We start from the raw sequence: 18250 nt of genomic DNA on the forward strand, positions 1-18250 counted from the left end.
ACCCGATTTCCGGATTTAGTCTTCCAGCAGCTCTTCAGCCTGACCCAGGATGTTTTCCAGGGTGAAGCCGAACTCTTCGAACAAGGCTGGCGCAGGCGCCGACTCGCCGTAGGTGGTCATGCCGATGACGCGGCCTTCCAGGCCCACGTACTTGTACCAGTAGTCCGCGTGAGCGGCCTCGATGGCGATACGGGCGCTGACCTGCAACGGCAGGACCGATTGCTTGTAGCCGGCATCCTGGGCATCGAACACGCTGGTGCAAGGCATCGAAACCACGCGCACCTTGCGGCCCTGCTCGGTCAGTTTGTCGAAGGCTTGAACCGCCAGGCCGACTTCCGAACCGGTCGCGATCAGGATCAGCTCAGGCTCGCCTGCGCAGTCTTTCAACACGTAGCCACCACGGCTGATGTCGGCGATCTGGCCGGCATCACGGGTTTGGTGTTGCAGGTTCTGACGCGAGAAGATCAGGGCCGAAGGACCGTCCTTGCGCTCCAGGGCGAACTTCCAGGCCACGGCCGATTCAACGGCATCGGCTGGACGCCAAGTGTCGAGGTTCGGCGTGCAGCGCAGGCTGGCCAGTTGCTCGATTGGCTGGTGCGTCGGGCCGTCTTCGCCCAGACCGATGGAGTCGTGGGTGTAGACGTGGATCACACGCTGCTTCATCAGGGCGGACATGCGCACTGCGTTGCGGGCGTATTCCATGAACATCAGGAAGGTCGCGCCGTAAGGCACCAGGCCGCCGTGCAGGGCAACGCCGTTCATGATGGCGGTCATGCCGAACTCGCGAACGCCGTAATACATGTAGTTGCCGCTGGCGTCTTCAGCGCTGACGCCTTTGCAACCTTTCCACAGGGTCAGGTTGGAACCGGCCAGGTCAGCCGAACCGCCGAGCATTTCCGGCAGCAACGGGCCGAACGCGTTCAGGGCGTTCTGGCTGGCTTTACGGCTGGCGATGGTTTCACCTTTGGCCGCGACTTCAGCGATGTAGGCAGCCGCTTTTTCAGAGAAGTCCGCTGGCAGGTCACCGCTCAGACGACGAACCAACTCATTGGCCAATTCAGGGAATGCGGCAGAGTAGGCAGCGAAACGCTGATCCCACTCGGCTTCGGCAGCAGCACCTGCTTCCTTGGCGTCCCATTCGGCGTAGATATCAGCCGGGATTTCGAACGGGCCGTGGTTCCACTTCAACGCAGCACGGGTCAGGGCGATTTCCGCGTCACCCAGTGGGGCGCCGTGGCAGTCTTCCTTGCCTTGCTTGTTCGGCGAGCCGAAACCGATGGTGGTTTTGCAGCAGATCAGCGTCGGTTGCTCGCTTTTGCGTGCAGTGTCGATCGCGATCTTGATTTCTTCAGGGTCGTGACCGTCAACGTTGCGGATCACTTGCCAGTTGTAGGCTTCGAAACGCTTCGGGGTGTCATCGGTGAACCAGCCTTCGACTTCGCCATCGATGGAGATACCGTTGTCATCGTAGAAGGCGATCAGTTTGCCCAGGCCCAAGGTACCGGCCAGGGAGCTGACTTCGTGGGAAATGCCTTCCATCATGCAGCCATCACCCAGGAACACGTAGGTGTGATGGTCGACAACGTTGTGGCCTGGACGGTTGAACTGCGCCGCCAGGACTTTCTCGGCCAGGGCAAAACCCACGGCGTTGGCCAGGCCCTGACCCAACGGGCCAGTGGTGGTTTCAACACCCGGTGTGTAACCGAGTTCCGGGTGGCCCGGAGTGCGGCTGTGCAGTTGGCGGAAGCTTTTCAGGTCATCGATCGACAGGTCATAGCCGGTCAGGTGCAGCAGCGAGTAGATCAACATCGAACCGTGACCGTTGGACAGGATGAACCGGTCGCGGTCGGCAAACGATGGATTGCTCGGGTTGTGCTTCAGGTAGTCACGCCAAAGTACTTCGGCGATATCCGCCATACCCATAGGGGCACCGGGATGGCCGCTGTTGGCTTTTTGCACGGCATCCATGCTGAGGGCACGAATGGCGTTGGCACGCTCACGACGGCTGGGCATCGCTGTTCTCCTGCGGGTATTGAATCGAGAGTGAATAAAACGAAACGGAAAAAAGGCGAGCATTTTCCCTCACCGACCGGCCTCGGGGCAATGACAGATAGTCATCTGAAGACGTTTTTCCCATGGTTAGCGGCGGTTTCGACTGGTGAAACCTTTCCGCGCTTCGTTTGTAGAGTGAAGCCAGGCCCGAGAAGTGCCATCTATCGAGCAATATCAAAACTTTTTGATATTGCCCTTGCGGGGATTTCGGCGCCTCACTAGACTGCTGGCCTTATGAATTTACGTGTGCCTTCCATTCGACATGACGATTGCGATGAGCTGGCGGCCCTGTGCAAGGCCGGCGGCGATCCGTTGCGGCTGAATGTTCTGCGCGCGCTGGCCAACGATTCGTTCGGCGTGCTGGAGCTGGCGCAGATCTTCGCGATCGGCCAGTCAGGCATGAGCCATCACTTGAAGGTGCTGGCCCAGGCCGGCCTGGTGGCAACGCGCCGCGAAGGCAATGCGATTTTTTACCGTCGCGCCCTGCCCCACACCGAGTTGCTGGGGGGCAAGCTGCACGCAGCCTTGCTCGAAGAAGTGGACAACCTGACCCTGCCAGGCGATGTGCAGACGCGGATCGGTCAGGTCCATGGGCAACGAGCCGCGGCCAGCCAGGACTTTTTTTCACGGGTTGCGGAGAAGTTTCGCGCCCAGCAGGACTTGATCGCCGGCCTGCCCCAGTACCGCGAAAGCGTGCTGGCGCTGCTCGACAAGTTGAGTTTCAACGAAGGTGCCACGGCCATCGAAGTCGGCCCCGGCGACGGCAGTTTCCTGCCGGAACTGGCAAGCCGCTTCACTCAGGTCACGGCGCTGGACAACAGCCCGGCGATGCTCGAACTGGCGCGTCAGGTTTGCGTGCGTGAAAAGCTGGCTAACGTCAGCCTGCAATTGGCCGATGCATTGAATGGCGTGAGCCTTTCGGCCGATTGCGTTGTACTGAACATGGTCTTGCACCATTTCGCCGCGCCGGCCGATGCGCTCAAGCACATGGCCGGTTTGCTGCAACCGGGCGGTAGCCTGCTCGTGACAGAGTTATGTAGCCACAACCAAAGTTGGGCCAGGGAGGCCTGCGGTGATCTTTGGTTGGGGTTTGAACAGGACGATTTGGCCCGTTGGGCCTCCGCTGCGGGACTCGTTCCCGGGGAAAGCCTCTATGTAGGCTTACGTAATGGTTTCCAGATCCAGGTCCGCCACTTTCAGCGACCGGCTGGCGACACTCACCATCGGTAAATTCAGGAAAAAATCGAGATGAGCGAATACTCCCTTTTCACCTCCGAGTCCGTGTCTGAAGGGCATCCGGACAAAATCGCCGACCAGATTTCTGATGCGGTGCTGGACGCCATCATTGCTGAAGACAAGTTCGCCCGAGTGGCGTGCGAGACTCTGGTGAAAACGGGCGTGGCAATCATCGCTGGCGAAGTCACCACCTCTGCCTGGGTTGACCTGGAGCAGATCGTTCGTGACGTGATCACCGACATCGGCTACACCAGCTCTGACGTCGGTTTCGACGGCGCAACCTGCGGCGTGATGAACATCATCGGCAAGCAGTCCCCCGACATCAATCAGGGCGTCGACCGTGCCAAGCCTGAAGATCAGGGAGCCGGCGACCAGGGCCTGATGTTCGGCTACGCCAGCAACGAAACCGACGTGCTGATGCCGGCACCGATCACCTTCTCTCACCAGTTGGTGCAGCGTCAGGCTGAAGCGCGCAAATCCGGCCTGCTGCCGTGGCTGCGCCCGGACGCCAAGTCCCAGGTCACCTGCCGCTACGAAAACGGCAAGGTGGTGGGTATCGACGCCATCGTTCTGTCGACCCAGCACAACCCGGAAGTGTCGTACAAAGACCTGCGCGAAGGCGTGATGGAACTGATCGTCAAGCACGTGCTGCCAGCCGAGCTGCTGCACAAAGACACCCAGTACCACATCAACCCGACCGGCCAGTTCATCATCGGTGGCCCGGTGGGCGACTGCGGCCTGACCGGTCGCAAGATCATCGTCGACACCTACGGCGGCATGGCCCGTCACGGTGGTGGCGCGTTCTCCGGCAAGGATCCATCGAAGGTTGACCGTTCGGCCGCCTACGCCGGTCGTTACGTGGCCAAGAACATCGTCGCGGCCGGCCTGGCCGAGCGTTGCGAGATTCAGGTTTCCTACGCCATCGGCGTCGCTCAGCCGACTTCGATCTCGTTGAACACCTTCGGCACCGGCAAGATCAGCGATGACAAGATCATCAAACTGGTCCGCGAAGTGTTCGACCTGCGCCCATACGCGATCACCACCATGCTCGACCTGCTGCACCCGATGTACCAGGAAACCGCAGCCTACGGCCACTTCGGTCGTACGCCGCAAACCAAGACTGTCGGTGGCGATACCTTCACCACCTTCACCTGGGAAAAAACCGACCGCGCCGACGCCCTGCGCGCTGCTGCCGGCCTGTAAGCCTTTCCTGGCTGCACACAAAACCCCGCCCGGTTCGCCGCGCGGGGTTTTTTAATGAGATGGTCAGCCTGACCGAGCCGCCCCCTTCGCGGGCAAGCCCGATCCCACATTGATCGTTGGCGTGTACAAAATGCGTGGACGGCGCAGATTCCCTGTGGGAGCGGGCTTGCCCGCGAAGGGGCCAGACCAGTCACCATCAGAAACACCAGGCAAAACTCCCGCCTATATCTTCAGGAAATACTGACCTAGCCTTCCAGCATCCCCTTGAGCAAGGACGCTCACGATGCTGCCACACCTGCGCCTGTTTTTCGGTTTCCTGCTGGCATCTGCCTGTGCGGGCACCCTCGCTGCCGAGTGCCCCGACTGGCCGCCCGCCCGCGCCTTGGGCGAGATCGACGCCCTGCAACAACAAGTCGACCGCTGGGACGACAGCTACCATCGTCAGGGCCGTGCACTGGTCGCCGACGAGCTCTACGACCAGTCCCGCGCACGCCTCACTGCCTGGCGCGAATGCTTCAGCGCTGTCGCAACACCCGACAATCCACTGCGCACAGCGGGCGGCACAGTGGCTCATCCGGTGGCTCACACCGGCCTGGACAAACTCGCCGATGGCGACAAGGTCAAAACCTGGCTCAACAGCCGCAGCGACGCCTGGGCTCAACCGAAAGTCGACGGCGTGGCCGTCACACTGATTTACCGCAACGGGCAATTGCAGCAGGTGATCAGCCGTGGCGACGGTCTCCAGGGGCATGACTGGACGCCCTCGGCGCGCAAGATTGCGGCGATTCCCCAGCACCTGCCGCAGCCGCAGGATCTCCTGCTGCAAGGCGAACTCTATTGGCGACTGGACGGGCACGTGCAGGCCGAGGCAGGCAGCCTCAACGCGCGCAGTACCGTGGCCGGCTTGATGGCACGCAAGGCGCTCGACGAAAAAGACGCCGCCGGGATTGGCCTGTTCATCTGGGACTGGCCAAAGGGGCCAGCCAGTCTGCTGGCGCGACTGGCCTTTCTGAAGGAATCAGGCTTCCCCGACAGCGCACGCTACAGCCAGCCGATCACAGGCTTTGCCGATGCCGAACGCTGGCGTGAGCACTGGTATCGCTCGCCCCTGCCGTTCGCCAGCGATGGCATTGTGTTACGCCAAGGCCCGCGCCCGTCCGCCGAGCGCTGGCAGGCCAAACCGCCTTACTGGGCCGTGGCCTGGAAATACCCCTTCGCCCAGGCACTGACCGAGGTCCGCAAGGTTCACTTCAAGATCGGCCGCACTGGGCGTATCACTCCGGTGCTGGAACTTGCCCCCGTTACGCTGGATGACCGGCAGATCAAACGGGTCAGCGTCAGCTCACTGCAACGCTGGCAAGCCATGGACATCCGCCCCGGCGACCAGGTCGCCATCAGCCTCGCCGGCCTGACCATTCCGCGCCTCGACAGCGTGGTGTTACGCGGCACCGACCGACCGGAAGTGATCGCACCACAGGCCGAAGGCTTTCATCCTCTGAGCTGCTGGCAACCGACCACCGGTTGCGAGGGCCAGTTCCTTGCGCGCTTGACCTGGCTCAGTGGCAAACAGGGGCTGGCCCTGCACCATGTCGGCCCCGGCACCTGGGAAAAACTCATCAGCGCCGGGCGTCTCAATAGTCTGCTCGATTGGTTGACCCTCGATGCTCAAGAGCTTGCTAACATTGACGGCTTCGGCCCGCGCAGCAGCGCGCGCCTGCTCGACAGTTTGCACACCGCCAGGCAACGCCCTTTCATACGCTGGCTCAAAGCCTTGGGATTGCCGCCGACCGGCTCGGCCAGCCTCGGTGATTCATGGCAGGCGCTGGCACAAAGAGACACCGAACACTGGCAAAACGAGGCCGGAATCGGCCCGGGTCGCGCTGCGCAACTGAGCGCTTTTTTCCGCGACCCGCAGGTACTGGCCCTGAGTGAACAATTACGCGCTGCCGGGATCGAGGGTTTTTAAGCCCGGACCTGGCAGGGTTGAACCTGAAGGTGGTAGAGGCGCTCCAACCGCCCATCTGCACCTCGACACAATTGCCTATTTACCCGGAGCCTTTATGAAATTTCTTTCACCGCTCGCCCTGCTGACCCTGTGCAGCGTCATGGCTGCACCGCTGATGGCCGCTGAACCTGCCCCGGAGCTCACCGGTTGCGCCGCCAAGCGCCAGTCCATCAGCGCCCAGATCGAACAAGCCAAGGCCCACGGCAACGCCGAACAACAGGCAGGCCTGGAAAAAGCCCTGAGCGAAGTCACCGCCCATTGCACCGACGCCTCCCTGAAGAAAGAACGCGAGAACAACGTTCTGGATGCCAAGCACGAAGTCAGCCGCCGTCAGACCGACCTCGAAAAGGCCATGAAAAAGGGCGATGCCGAGAAGATCAACAAACGCAAAGACAAACTCGCCGAGTCCCGCAAGGAGTTGCAGCAGGCGCTGGACGAGTTGGATAAGTAAGACCGTTACAACCCGACACTCATTGTGGCGAGGGAGCTTGCTCCCGCTGGGCTACGAAGTAGCCCCAAGCCGACCGCCGCGCAGTGTCAGCACTTGCACGACGGCTGACTTTACGACTGCTGCGCAGCCGAGCGGGAGCAAGCTCCCTCGCCACAGCGTTATCAGTTGAATCTGAGAATCAATGATCCCGAAACTGTTTATGGCACGCACTGCACGCGTCTTCGACTTTCTGCACGGCAGGCCCCAGGTTACTGGCCTTGTACGGCTGAACCTGGCTGGCGATCACCAGCTCACCGGTGGCCGCTTCCAGGGTGCGGGCCATTTCCTGAAAGCGTGCCTGCTGCTGCCAGACATCGTCCTTGGCGCTGGTATGGTCTTCTTCACGAATCTGTGGGAAATGCTTCCACGGCTCACGAGACAAGGCATCAAGCTTGACCGCACCTTCGGCAAAACGGGCGCCATCAAACGGGATCCGGCCGCGCAACATGCCGCCCAGGTCTTCGCCGGTCTTGAGCATTTGCTTGAAAATCGCCTTGCGCTGACCCAGCGGCGAGTTTGGATCGACGCCGCCACAGGCGGACAGTGTCAGGCAGGCCAGCAATACAACAGAAAGTCTTTTAAGAGTCATGGTGGCTTCAGGTCACGGGAAACGGCGGCCAGTATCCTCGCGTTATCCGCCAAGACCAATAGCCCTATTAACAATAAGGGTTGCTGGAACGCTGGAAGCGCTCCAACACCCCGCAAAGGAAATACCGCATGAACAGCCGTTTCAAGGCCTGGCGCCCGAGCCTGACCTGGACCCTGCCACTTGTTGCCCTGCTCGCTGGCTGCAACGGGGGCGACAACACACAGCCGCAGCCGCAGACCCATGCCATCGCCACCTATGCCAGCGCGACCTGGGAAAATCTGCCGGCTGTGGCCGACAACGACCTGCTGGCTGGTTTCGGCTCCTGGCGCAGCGCCTGCACCCGACTCAAGGCCGACCCGGTCTGGGGCGCTACCTGCGCGGCAGCCGCCAATGTGCCGCTGAGCGCTGGCGAAGTGCGCGGGTTTCTCAAGGACAATCTTCAGGTCTATGGCCTGCGGTCTTCAGGTGGCAATGCCAATGGCCTGATCACCGGTTACTACGAACCGGTCTACCCCGGCAGCCTCACGCAGACCAAAGCGGCAACCGTGCCGGTGTATGGCGTGCCCGATGACATGATCATCGTCGCGCTGGACAGTATTTACCCGGAGCTCAAGGGCAAACGCCTGCGTGGCCGACTCGAAGGTCGCGTACTCAAACCCTACGACGACGCTGCCACCATCGAAACCAACGGGGTCAAGGCACCGGTGATGGCCTGGTTGACAGACCCGATGGACCTGCAATTTCTGCAAATCCAGGGCTCGGGGCGCATTCAACTGGAAAACGGTCGGCAACTGCGCATTGCTTATGCGGACCAGAACGGTCACCCGTACCGTCCTATTGGCCGCTGGCTGGTGGATCAGGGCGAGTTGAAAAAGGAAGACGTGACCATGGGCGCTATCAGCGCCTGGGCCAAGGCTCACCCGACGCGCATCCCCGAACTGCTGGGCAGCAACCCGAGCTACGTGTTCTTCACCCGTAACCCCGACAGCAACGAAGGCCCGCGCGGCTCGCTCAACGTCCCGCTGACCTCCGGCTACAGCGTGGCCGTAGATCGCAAGGTGATTCCGCTGGGCAGCCTGTTGTGGCTGTCCACCACACGCCCCGACGGCAGCGCACTGGTTCGTCCGGTGGCCGCGCAGGACACGGGCGGCGCAATCACCGGCGAAGTTCGCGCCGACCTGTTCTGGGGCACCGGCGATGCTGCCGGGCAACTGGCGGGTGACATGAAGCAGCAAGGGCAGATCTGGATGCTATGGCCAAAAGGCGCGGCATTGCCGCAACTGCCGCAGGTGGCGGATGCGGTGAAGACTAATCCTTGAGTGGTGTGTTGGCAGTTAGATAGCTATCGCGAGCAAGCTCGCTCCCACATTGATCTTCAGTAGACACAGACTTTGTGTACGACCGAAATCTACTGTGGGAGCGAGCTTGCTCGCGATGAGGTCAGTGACAACACCAGCGATCCACCAGCCAGATTCAGATCGACACAAAAAAGAAACTGGCAACCAGCCCCATGCCGACAAACCACACCAGCGACCGCAACATCGCCCAGTCCGCCAGGTAGCAGATGATGTAAAGCAGGCGACTGGTGATGAACAGCACCGACAGCACGTTGATCGTCACCAACTCGGCATTGCCGGCCAGATGCGCGACGATGACCGCAGCGGCAAACGCCGGGGTCACTTCAAAGCTGTTCATCTGGGCCAAGTGCGCACGCCTGGCAAACCCGTCGAGAGACTCAAGGAAATCTCGCGGATCATGATTATCCCGAAGCCCGAACTTACCCCCGATCTTGGCGGTGGCCGTGCACAGGTACGGCAAGAAGATCGCGATCATTACGCACCACAGGGCAACAGTCATTGCAGATTCCTTATTTAGAGTTCTATGAAAGTTCGCTCAGAACTTCATCACGAGCATGCCAACCAGCACCAGCCCACAGGCTAAGAGCCGTGGCCTGCCGAAAGGTTCTTTCAGATAACGCATGCCGAACAACACCACCAGAATCACGCTGATTTCGCGCAACGCCGCCGCTTCGGCAATCGACCCGATTTGCATGGCCCAGAGCACCAGAGCGTAGCTGAACAACACGCAGAATCCGACGCTCAATCCCAGCCGCCACTGCTCGCGCCAGAACCGCATGAACGCCGGCCGCTTGCGCACCAGTGCCAGCAGCGGGAAGGGCCAGGCACTGAGCAGCGTGACCCAGACCAGGTAATCGATCGGGTGCGACCAGCGTCGCAACGCCTGGCCGTCGATGAAGGTGTAGCAGCCGATGCACAAGCCGATCAGTGCCACCACCGGCAACATCGACCACGGCAAGCGCTCCCCGCCGCCGCCCTGCCAGAGCAGGCACAGCATGCCGAGCGGGATCAACAAAATGCCGAGGATCTGCTGAGTCGTCAGCACTTCACCGGCAAAGATCAGCGTCAATGCCAACACCACCAAGGGAGACAGGCCGCGCATCAGCGGATAGACCAACCCCAGGTCGCCGACACGGTAGGCCTGGATCAACAGGTAACGATAGAGCAACTCGAACGCCGCCGAGGCCAGAATCCATGGCCAGATCTCCAGGGGCGGCAGCTCGACGAAACCCAGCATCAGCACGACAAACAGCATCGCCACGCTGTCCATGCAGGCCACCACCAGCAACCGCTCGGCGCTGAACTTGATCAGCGTATTCCACGCCGCGTGCAACAACGCCGCCACCAACACCAGAACCGTCGCAAGCACGGCACGCTCCTTTTATTGACCCGACCCTCACGTGTAGAAGCACAGCTGTCCGCGATGGAGTTCTTCAGACCGCCATCGCGAGCAAGAGCTGGGTGCCCCTGCGCCTACATAAAGCGGGGTAGAGAATTGATTCGCCCTATGTCAGCAGCTGTTTATACGGCAACCGACCACGCCGCACTCAGTTGCGCACAAACTTATTCCAAAAAAAATCTGCTGCGACCCGATCCTTTGAATTCGGACGTCGGCCTGCGTATGCCTGGAAACAAGCGGCGCCCAACCGCAGCCCTGAAATGACACCGGGCCCTTGAAGGGCCCGGTATGTTTCACAAGTGACAGCGATCCGTCGGTGCCGTCAGTTCAGACAAAAATTCCGCCCCGCGCGGGTGCATCGGACAGGGTCGCCCCTTGCGCCGTCAATGAACTGAACAAGGCATGGCCCTGTAGCAACTTGCCGTACCAGGCGTTCAAGGTCTCAACACCCGCCTGCCCTTCAAGTGCCTCGACCCACAGCACCAGATCACCCGCGACATCAGCCGTCAGCCGTACGGGGGCGAGCGGCGAGAACGGGCTGTTGACCTGCAACAACTGCAGCACCACGCCTTGAAGCAGGGTCTTGGGCAACGCGCCCAGGCGCAAAGCGATCAACCAGCCGTCCGGCATCCGCTCCAGCAGCAGTTCCGGTCCCTCGCCAATGCGCAGGCGACAGGTGTGCTGATCCTCGGACGGTAACGCCAGGTCCCATTGGTCCAGCCAGTTCTTTAAAGTCATGGGGCTTACTCCGTGATTCGCCAGGCCTTGGCCATCTCGATAGTGGTGGAGCTCACCGGCTTGCTCCAGGGTTTGTTACGGGCGCCATAGTTGTCGGCAAGGTCGTCCAGCGCCTGATTGATCTGGGCCGGGGTGGCGGCACGCATCAGGCTGTGCTCGACACGACGCAGCAACGCCACGTTGGAGTCCGGCTGCCCGACACGGTAGAGGGACGGCAGAATCACTTCCTTGCGGATGTTGTCGGCGATCACCGCCACATCGCGCTTGCGCATTTCATCGACCGCCGCCTTCAACACCGGCGACTCCACAGGCGTGTTGCGCAGGGCGCCGAGCAAGCGTTGATGATCGACGTTATCCGTGTTGTTCAGCGTGTTGGTCATCCATGCCTGACGGTCCGGGGTCGACGCCAAAGCATCCAGGCGCGCGAAGGCCGAATTCATGTCGCCCGTCAGCTTCATCTCGTCGGCCGAGACGATGGCCACCGTCAACTCGGACAACGCCTCGGCCGCCGCTCGCCGAAACTGCACCACGTCCGCCGTGCGCACCGGGTCCTGCGCCGCGACGCCGGCCAGCATTTCATCGTCCAGCGCCAGCAGCGCGCCTTCCATCGTCGCAAACGTGTGGGCCTCGCGGGCCTGCAAACGGTTATCGAGGTGGTTGCCGACTTCGTCCTGCAACAATGACTGCAGCTCGTTCTTGACGTTATCGGGCATGGTGAAGTTCAAGGTTCCGCTGAGCATGCCACTGTAATCGCCCGACTCGGTCTTGAGCGGTACCACGACGGTCTGGTCTTCAAACGCGGCGAGCCCCCGCTCTTGCAATGCCGCTTGCGCCCCCAGCGGAGCCCCCACGAGCCATTCCTTCAAATTCAGGGAGCCCGCGCCAGGACCGCGCTCAGCGGCCGCCTCCTCGGGAAACTTGAGAATGAGGTTATCGGCCTGACGCAACGGGCTGCTCGCGAACTGGCGATTGATCATCTCCGGCACCGGGACGTTGAGCATGACGCCGCCATCCTGGAAGAACGTACGCTCGCCCTTTTCCTGGAACGGATGGCTGGTTTCACCCATCTGCTTGAAGACAATCGGGAACGAGCCGGAGATGTGCGCGGCGCGGGCGATGTCCATGTCGGGGGTCAGTTCGGCATTGAACACGACCAACTGCGGACGCCCTTCAAACATCGCCGTGGCGGTGATGTTCAGTTCCTTGATCTGCGGGATCTGCTTGCTGAGCACGGCCAGGTCGCCGAAGGTCACCACCCCGCCCTTCTCCAGTTTTTGCGAAATGGCGCTGACGGCGGGTTGCCGAGCGATCTCGGGATGCGCCGCGATCTGGTTCAGCACAGACTTGCTGGACTCCGTGCGCAGGACTTTCTCCAACGGCGCGGCTTCAGACCCCAGGCGAGGAAGGATGTTGTAGAGCAAGCGAATGATGCTGCCGACCACCCCCAACTTGCCCCCGGTAATCAGGTTGCCGTAGCCGGAAACCGCATGCTGGATTTTCTTCTGGAAGCTGTTGCCGCTGTCGAGCAGGGAAATCAGGTCCATGCCGTCCGACAGACTCTTGAACGAGCCGGCGTTCATGCCGGACGACAACAATGCAGCAGTGATGGCCCCGGCAGAAGAGCCGGAAATGCTCTTGATGCCTTCCAGCGCGCCCTTGTTTTCAAGCGCCGAAATCGCCCCCGGATACGCCGCGCCTTTGGCGCCCCCGCCACTGAGGACCAGGCTGGTCAGGGGTGGCCGGGTCAGTTGCACCTCGGTGACGCCGTTCTCGAAACTGCGCAGTGTGACTTGCCGCTGTCCCGCCCCTTCGGCGATCAGTTGCGACGCGCCTTCGGGCTGCGGTTTCACTAGGCTTGCACGGCCGATGTCCGGCAGTTGCGCGCTGACCGCAATGCCGATCGTGCTCTTGAGCGCCGCCGTCAAACCCTGACCCACAGGGTCCGTGGACAACGTGCCCTTGGCCGGTTGTTGATCCTTCGGCGGGGTGATTTCCTGCGGCTGGCTGGCACCGGCAAGCGGGTTGACTGACGACTGAATGTGCATAAAAGGCTCCTGTAGAACGTAGGTTCTTTCCTGGAGCAAATACTAAGGGAATCGGTTTTTTGGCTTTTCCAGTATCGGGCGCATTTTTATCAATTTAGAACTTCAAGCGATTGCTCCTCGATTGCGCTGCCAATCAATGGCGCAGAAGCTCGGCCGCCCTGCATCCACGTTTGCTTCAAGGCCGCTTCCAGGGCACCCAGCTGGCCGTCGACACTCGCGTCGATGATGCCGATCTCGGTTTCCAGGATGCAGCCGCCCTGGTCCAGCCGCGCGTCGGCGATAACCTCGACATAGCCCACCTCCGGGAAGTCCTTGAGCACCCTGGAAATCTGCTCGCGCACCTCAAGCACCTGATCCGGCTGCACGTGCAGGATCACCTGCTTCTGGTTGCTGACCAACGACAGCGCCTGTTGCGTCACCTGTAACGTCAGCTCGATGTTGTCGTAGTGCTGGAGGATTTTGCGCACCGCTTGCAGCACCACGTCGCCCATCTGCTGCTCGACCTCGCGGTAGTACTGATGACACTGCAACAGCGTCTCCTGAATCAACGTGGCCTGACGCTTGCGCGCCTCTTCGATGCCGGCCTGCCAGCCCAGCGCCTTCTGTTGCTCGTAGACGTCGTGGGCCGCCTGCTCGATTTCTTCGGCACGCTTGCGGGCCACTTCGACCAGTTCTCCCGCTGTCAGATAGTCCTGATAATCGGCACTGCGCAGCAGGACCTGATCCGGTGCCAGTCGGACTTCAGAGGCTTTTATTTCAATAAATGGAAGCATTGCGGGCTCACTTGTCGGGCGATTTTCAGGCACAACGCCTGGGCCAATGGGCGCTGGCTGCTGCTCACCGTCCACTGCACCGGAGGCTCGGATAGCCGGGATTCGGAATGCGTCAGGCGCAAGGCGAGGCGGCGGGCAAACCCTGGCGGCACGTCACCGCAGGCCAGCAGCCAGAACGCCAGTGCGCGTTGGCGCAAGCAGTCACCGAGCTCACCTTCAGGCAACGGTTGCTGCCAGCCGTCCGGCCAGGCGCCGATGATCAGCTCCAGTTGTTCCAGGCAGTAACGATGCCCGGCCTCGCCAATCGCGGCGTGAACCCGTCGCAGGTTTGTTGCGTCCAGCACCTGGCGAATGGCGTGGCCATGCAGCAGCGCGCCCAGATAACCGAGTGTCTTCTCCAGCGCGGCCTGCTCAAAGAACGCCAGGCCACCGAGTGTCGGTGGCAACTCATACTCGATGTCCAGCTTGCACTCAGCCAACAACCAGGCATTGATCCCGCTGTGCCGACGCCAATGGCCAAGCGTGTCGGCCAGCCCCGTCAGCGAGGGCGGGACGTGCGTGGGGTGAATGTAACGGGCCGGGCAAAACCTCAATTGGTACGGCGTCAGCAACAACGTCATCACGAAAGCCTGCTGCGCTGCCACAAGTACTGGCCGAGGTTGCTGACCAACAGCAGCGCGATCAGCAACCCGAACAACCCCAGCAACCGACTGCGGGATTCTTCTGTCACCTGAATCGAGAACACCGTGTCATAACGCGGGGCGAGCGGGACCTGCCGGACATCGGCCGAAGGCACCAGCACCACGCTGATACGGTCGTAACTCAGGCCTTCGATGCCGTTGTTCACCAGTTGCTTGATTTGCGGAATGTAAGCGTCGAGCTGGATGTCCGCCGCGTGCTTGATAAACACCGACGCCGAGGCTGGCGAAGACTTCTTGCCCAGACCGTCGCGGTCTTCGGGCAACACCACATGCACCCGGGCCACCAGTACGCCGTCGATTTCCGACAGGGTCCGGGAGATTTCCTGAGCCTTGGCGTAATTGAGCCTGGCTCGCTCCTCGACCGGCGAAGAGATCAACCCCTCCTTGGGGAACACATCCTTGAGCGTGGAAAAGCTCTCGCGCGGGTAGCCCTTGCGCTTGAGCGCATCAATGGCCTCGGCGATATCGGACTCCTCGACCAGCAACTTGATCTTGCCGTCCTTGTCGGGTTGCTTGGCCGCCCAGATCCCTTCGGTGCGCAGCAACGCGAGCATTTCGTTGCCTTCTTTCTGGCTGATGCCGGCATAGAGTTCGACCTTGCAACCGGCGAGCAGCAACACGGTCAACAACATCAGGATTCGATTGAGTCTCTTCACGCAACACCTTATTGGGTTTTCATCAGCGTTTCGACGTTCTGACTCATGCGCCCGACCGTCTTGGCTATCAGTTCCTCCTGCATGCTGATGCGCATCAACGACCACTGCATCTGCATCAGGCTGCCGGGGTCATCGCCGGGGGTCGAAAGCTCGACCTCAAGGTCATGCTTGGCCTGGGAAAAACGTTCTTTGATCTGTCCGAGTTCATTGAGCAGGTTGCCCCCCAGGCTCTCGGCGCCCTTGCCCATCGCCTGTTCGAAATCGGCGATTTGCCCGGCACTGGCCTGGGGTGCCTTGAGCTCATCGAGACTGGTGACAGCGGCCTGACTTATCTGACTAACGTCCATCACGACTCCAAATCGGGTGAGTGGGTGAAGCGCATCAAGTTTTCGATCATTGCGTTCGTGGGGATCAGGATCTGCAACTCGCGGCGCACGATGGTCGCCAGGTAATCACTGCCCTCAACCCCCTTGATCTCGCCCAGCACGTTGAGCAACAGCGTTTCCTGCTGCTTGCCAAACGGTGCCTGTTCCCTGAGCAGATCCTTGAGCGCCAGACGATCCTGCTCAAGCCCCAGCTGTTGTTCCGGGAAACGCACCAGCAAACGGTCCGACAAGCCTTGCATCAGCCAGTTGCGCAGCTCATCACGACGCCCCTCGGCCGAGGCCGGCAGGTCCTGGCGATACCATTTCCAGACGGTTTCGCGCTGTTGCCGAGGGTCCATGCCCGCCAGGGCCGTCGTCAGGTCCGCACCTTGCAACCAGAGCTGCAAGGGTGCGTCGGCGGGTGCCGATTTGGACGACACCGGTGGGCTTTTCATCGCCGCCTCGAAGGCGTGCGCCTGACCGGGCTCGACCGGCGCCACGGGCTGTGTGTCCAGCCCATGGCGTGGCGGCAGCTGCGAAGGCGACGAGTCGATCCGGTTCATGGCCCCTCCGGGTCACGCATGCCGAGGGCGAACTGCACCAGCCGAGGGTCCTCGCTCGCCGCCAGCTCGGCCAGGCGCCGGTCCAGCGCCGTGCCCAACCCCAGCCGCCACTCACACAACGCCAGCCACGGCGCAAGTGCCGGCCAGGGTTTACCTTCGCCCAGCGCCAGTGCCTGTTGATAGTGCCCCTGGTTCATCAGGCTGGAGAGACGGATCAGGCACGCGGCTTCCTCCTGCCCCTCGACCTGTTCCAGCCAGTTTGCAATCTGCTGGGCTTCTTCGTGGCAGTGATGGCCGCTACCGGCCAGGGCTAGTTCTGCCATCAGCCCTTTCAATGAACTGTCCATCATCAGATTTTCTGCAGGATGCCCTGCATCAGGTCTCTCATCGAACGGGTGACAGTCGAGTTGATGTTGTAGATCACCGACCACTTGTTGAGCTTGTGTTGCAGTTCGGCCAACAGCGCCGGGTTGTCCGCGGAGTCCTTGAGGGCCGCGATGGCGTCGCCGACTTCCTTGTTGGCGTTGTTGGCCTGCTCCTTGAGGTTTTCCGCGACTTTGTCGAGGGTGTTGACGCTGCTGTCATTGGTAAAGATCGATGCCATCACGAAGCTCCCTTGAGGGTGTTGAGAATGCTGATGGCGGCCTCGACTGCCTGGGCTTCCATCTGCCATTGCCGGTATTGCTGCGGATCACCGCCGCCCATCAAGCGACGCTTGCCGCTGGCCTGGGCCTGTTCCAGTTGCGCGCGCACCTGCCGTTCAAAGTCCACGTCAGCGGCGCACAGACGCTCCTCCAAAGCCGTCATCATTGAGTGGCTCTCCCTTGAGATTGATGATGAATTGTTGTTTGCCGCGGCTGACGATCACGGCGTCGGCATTGATTGCCAGCACCCTCACGCCTTGCGGAGTCGACGCATCGACCGGGTATTTCTGACCGTCACCCAGCACCACATACGGCACTTTGCCGAAGGACACCGAACGCACCACGAACTCCAGCTCATCGGTGCTGCCGCGCTTGTTGCGGCTCACCAGATCCAGCGCCGGACGAGTGCCGAACTCCTGACGGAATTCGCGCTGTAACTTGTAGAACTCGTTGAGCTGAGCTTCATCCAGTTGCCCGCGCAACTGGATGCGCTCGCCTTTGTCCTGGTAGGCCAGCACCGCTTCGAGCCCGAAATCGGCGAGCATCTGGTCGAGCCGCTTGAGGTGCGAGCCCGCCAGCCGAACGCGGTTCTCCACGCCGAGCAACCCCGGCACGTCGGCCTTGAGCAGGCTTTCGATCTGCAACCAGTGCTCGTCCTCCAGCGCCAGTTCGCCGGTCAGACGAATCCAGCCGGGCTGATCCGCATTGGCGGTGCGCACCTGGCGGTAACCGAATTTCTGCAGGATGAATTCCACCCCCTGACGAATCTCTTCCATGCTGCGAACGTCGAGCCGATAGGTCAGGCCGCTGCGCTCCAGGTACTGCTGCAACGCCAGCCGCGTGCGGTTGTCTTCCAGGTAACCGGTGAGCGGAACATTGCCGCTGCCCTGCCGCTCGCCGACCTGCACATGCTGAAACTGGCGTTCACGCAGAAAACTGCGCAAGGCCACGACCGGGTCCTCGCTGGTCATGCCGCCGCTGCCCCCCGACCACGGGGCGCCGAGCAAACCGACCACACCGACCAGCAACAACACGCTGACCCCAAGCATCAGTCGCCCGCCCCAATGGGCCCGGGGCACCACCGCGCGGCGCTCCTGAGGGCTGGCGGCCAGCGGCAACTGTTCGGAAAACTGTCGCTCCTGGGCACAATAGGCCCACAGCAACGGCCCGCAGGCCTGCCGGACCAGCGCCTGCAACGCGCTGCCGCCGGCCAGCGGCTGGCCCTCCTGAAGCGGCTGATTGCCCTCGGCCCACTCCAACAGGCGCACGCCTTGCGGGTCGACATCCAGCACCAGATGGACCGGCGCAATGCCCTCATCGACCAGCACCAGATCGGCTTGCAACGGGTCGGAACCGATGACCACCCGGCCTTCGGCCAGCGGCACTTCGACCCCTTGATTGAGGCCACTGTAAAAGCGGATTTTCCAGCTCAT

Annotated in this window: 20 protein-coding genes; 5 read left to right on the forward strand and 15 right to left on the reverse strand. The window is 61.5% G+C overall.

What is annotated here, in order from left to right:
* Window positions 1–15: 15 nt before the first annotated feature.
* Complete coding sequence (tkt, locus tag AABM54_RS24295; protein ID WP_347902446.1) at window positions 16–2013, reverse strand: transketolase; 1998 nt, start codon at window positions 2011–2013, stop codon at window positions 16–18.
* 273 nt (window positions 2014–2286) lie between these two features.
* Between tkt and AABM54_RS24300 the strand changes: the two genes are divergently transcribed.
* The 4 genes from AABM54_RS24300 to AABM54_RS24315 all read left to right on the forward strand — a co-directional run bounded on the left by AABM54_RS24300 (window position 2287) and on the right by AABM54_RS24315 (window position 6947).
* Window positions 2287–3282 carry a metalloregulator ArsR/SmtB family transcription factor gene (locus AABM54_RS24300; RefSeq protein WP_347902447.1) on the forward strand — a complete coding sequence of 332 codons (996 nt, stop codon included), beginning with the start codon at window positions 2287–2289 and terminating at the stop codon, window positions 3280–3282.
* 18 nt (window positions 3283–3300) lie between these two features.
* Window positions 3301–4491 (forward strand): methionine adenosyltransferase, encoded by a 1191-nt coding sequence (gene metK / locus AABM54_RS24305; RefSeq protein ID WP_347902448.1) that lies wholly within the window; start codon window positions 3301–3303, stop codon window positions 4489–4491.
* Between the two features lie 283 nt (window positions 4492–4774).
* Window positions 4775–6457 carry an NAD-dependent DNA ligase LigB gene (gene ligB / locus AABM54_RS24310; RefSeq protein ID WP_347902449.1) on the forward strand — a complete coding sequence of 561 codons (1683 nt, stop codon included), beginning with the start codon at window positions 4775–4777 and terminating at the stop codon, window positions 6455–6457.
* Window positions 6458–6551: 94 nt separating this feature from the next.
* Window positions 6552–6947: a DUF1090 domain-containing protein gene (locus AABM54_RS24315; RefSeq protein ID WP_347902450.1), complete on the forward strand. Its 396-nt coding sequence runs from the start codon at window positions 6552–6554 to the stop codon at window positions 6945–6947.
* Window positions 6948–7125: 178 nt separating this feature from the next.
* On the opposite strand, the gene AABM54_RS24320 is transcribed toward AABM54_RS24315, so the two are convergent.
* Window positions 7126–7575, reverse strand: a complete 450-nt coding sequence (locus tag AABM54_RS24320; RefSeq protein ID WP_347902451.1) for a cytochrome c — start codon at window positions 7573–7575, stop codon at window positions 7126–7128.
* A 128-nt stretch (window positions 7576–7703) separates the two neighbouring features.
* Here AABM54_RS24320 and AABM54_RS24325 point away from each other — a divergent pair, with 128 nt between their 5' ends.
* Entirely contained in the window at window positions 7704–8894 is a 1191-nt protein-coding gene (locus AABM54_RS24325) for a murein transglycosylase A (RefSeq protein WP_347902452.1), read from the forward strand.
* Window positions 8895–9048: 154 nt separating this feature from the next.
* Here the strand turns inward: AABM54_RS24325 and AABM54_RS24330 are convergent, their stop codons facing one another.
* The 13 genes from AABM54_RS24330 to sctD form a co-directional block, all read right to left on the reverse strand.
* Window positions 9049–9432, reverse strand: a complete 384-nt coding sequence (locus AABM54_RS24330) for an MAPEG family protein (RefSeq protein ID WP_347902453.1) — start codon at window positions 9430–9432, stop codon at window positions 9049–9051.
* A 36-nt stretch (window positions 9433–9468) separates the two neighbouring features.
* Window positions 9469–10302 carry an EamA family transporter gene (locus AABM54_RS24335; RefSeq protein WP_347902454.1) on the reverse strand — a complete coding sequence of 278 codons (834 nt, stop codon included), beginning with the start codon at window positions 10300–10302 and terminating at the stop codon, window positions 9469–9471.
* A 357-nt stretch (window positions 10303–10659) separates the two neighbouring features.
* Window positions 10660–11070 carry a CesT family type III secretion system chaperone gene (locus AABM54_RS24340; RefSeq protein WP_347902455.1) on the reverse strand — a complete coding sequence of 137 codons (411 nt, stop codon included), beginning with the start codon at window positions 11068–11070 and terminating at the stop codon, window positions 10660–10662.
* Between the two features lie 5 nt (window positions 11071–11075).
* Window positions 11076–13115: a patatin-like phospholipase family protein gene (locus tag AABM54_RS24345; RefSeq protein ID WP_347902456.1), complete on the reverse strand. Its 2040-nt coding sequence runs from the start codon at window positions 13113–13115 to the stop codon at window positions 11076–11078.
* A gap of 89 nt (window positions 13116–13204) precedes the next feature.
* The gene (locus AABM54_RS24350) at window positions 13205–13888 is read right to left on the reverse strand and encodes an HrpE/YscL family type III secretion apparatus protein (protein WP_347902457.1); all 684 of its coding nucleotides are present in this window, start codon (window positions 13886–13888) and stop codon (window positions 13205–13207) included.
* The gene (locus tag AABM54_RS24355; RefSeq protein ID WP_347902458.1) at window positions 13867–14508 is read right to left on the reverse strand and encodes a Yop proteins translocation protein K; all 642 of its coding nucleotides are present in this window, start codon (window positions 14506–14508) and stop codon (window positions 13867–13869) included. Before AABM54_RS24355 ends, AABM54_RS24350 begins: the two co-directional genes overlap by 22 nt.
* Window positions 14508–15257, reverse strand: a complete 750-nt coding sequence (gene sctJ / locus AABM54_RS24360; protein WP_347906291.1) for a type III secretion system inner membrane ring lipoprotein SctJ — start codon at window positions 15255–15257, stop codon at window positions 14508–14510. Before sctJ ends, AABM54_RS24355 begins: the two co-directional genes overlap by 1 nt.
* Window positions 15254–15592: a type III secretion system inner rod subunit SctI gene (sctI, locus tag AABM54_RS24365; protein WP_347902459.1), complete on the reverse strand. Its 339-nt coding sequence runs from the start codon at window positions 15590–15592 to the stop codon at window positions 15254–15256. The genes sctJ and sctI overlap by 4 nt, the downstream gene beginning before the upstream one ends.
* Window positions 15592–16173: a YopR family T3SS polymerization control protein gene (locus AABM54_RS24370; RefSeq protein WP_347902460.1), complete on the reverse strand. Its 582-nt coding sequence runs from the start codon at window positions 16171–16173 to the stop codon at window positions 15592–15594. Before AABM54_RS24370 ends, sctI begins: the two co-directional genes overlap by 1 nt.
* The gene (locus AABM54_RS24375) at window positions 16170–16523 is read right to left on the reverse strand and encodes a YscG family type III secretion system chaperone (protein WP_347902461.1); all 354 of its coding nucleotides are present in this window, start codon (window positions 16521–16523) and stop codon (window positions 16170–16172) included. The genes AABM54_RS24370 and AABM54_RS24375 overlap by 4 nt, the downstream gene beginning before the upstream one ends.
* Window positions 16523–16777: a type III secretion system needle filament subunit SctF gene (gene sctF, locus AABM54_RS24380; protein WP_347902462.1), complete on the reverse strand. Its 255-nt coding sequence runs from the start codon at window positions 16775–16777 to the stop codon at window positions 16523–16525. The genes AABM54_RS24375 and sctF overlap by 1 nt, the downstream gene beginning before the upstream one ends.
* Entirely contained in the window at window positions 16777–16983 is a 207-nt protein-coding gene (locus AABM54_RS24385; protein WP_347902463.1) for an EscE/YscE/SsaE family type III secretion system needle protein co-chaperone, read from the reverse strand. The genes sctF and AABM54_RS24385 overlap by 1 nt, the downstream gene beginning before the upstream one ends.
* Window positions 16946–18250 (reverse strand): type III secretion system inner membrane ring subunit SctD, encoded by a 1305-nt coding sequence (gene sctD / locus AABM54_RS24390; protein WP_347902464.1) that lies wholly within the window; start codon window positions 18248–18250, stop codon window positions 16946–16948. The genes AABM54_RS24385 and sctD overlap by 38 nt, the downstream gene beginning before the upstream one ends.

Source organism: Pseudomonas purpurea, assembly GCF_039908635.1.
Classification (GTDB): domain Bacteria; phylum Pseudomonadota; class Gammaproteobacteria; order Pseudomonadales; family Pseudomonadaceae; genus Aquipseudomonas; species Aquipseudomonas purpurea.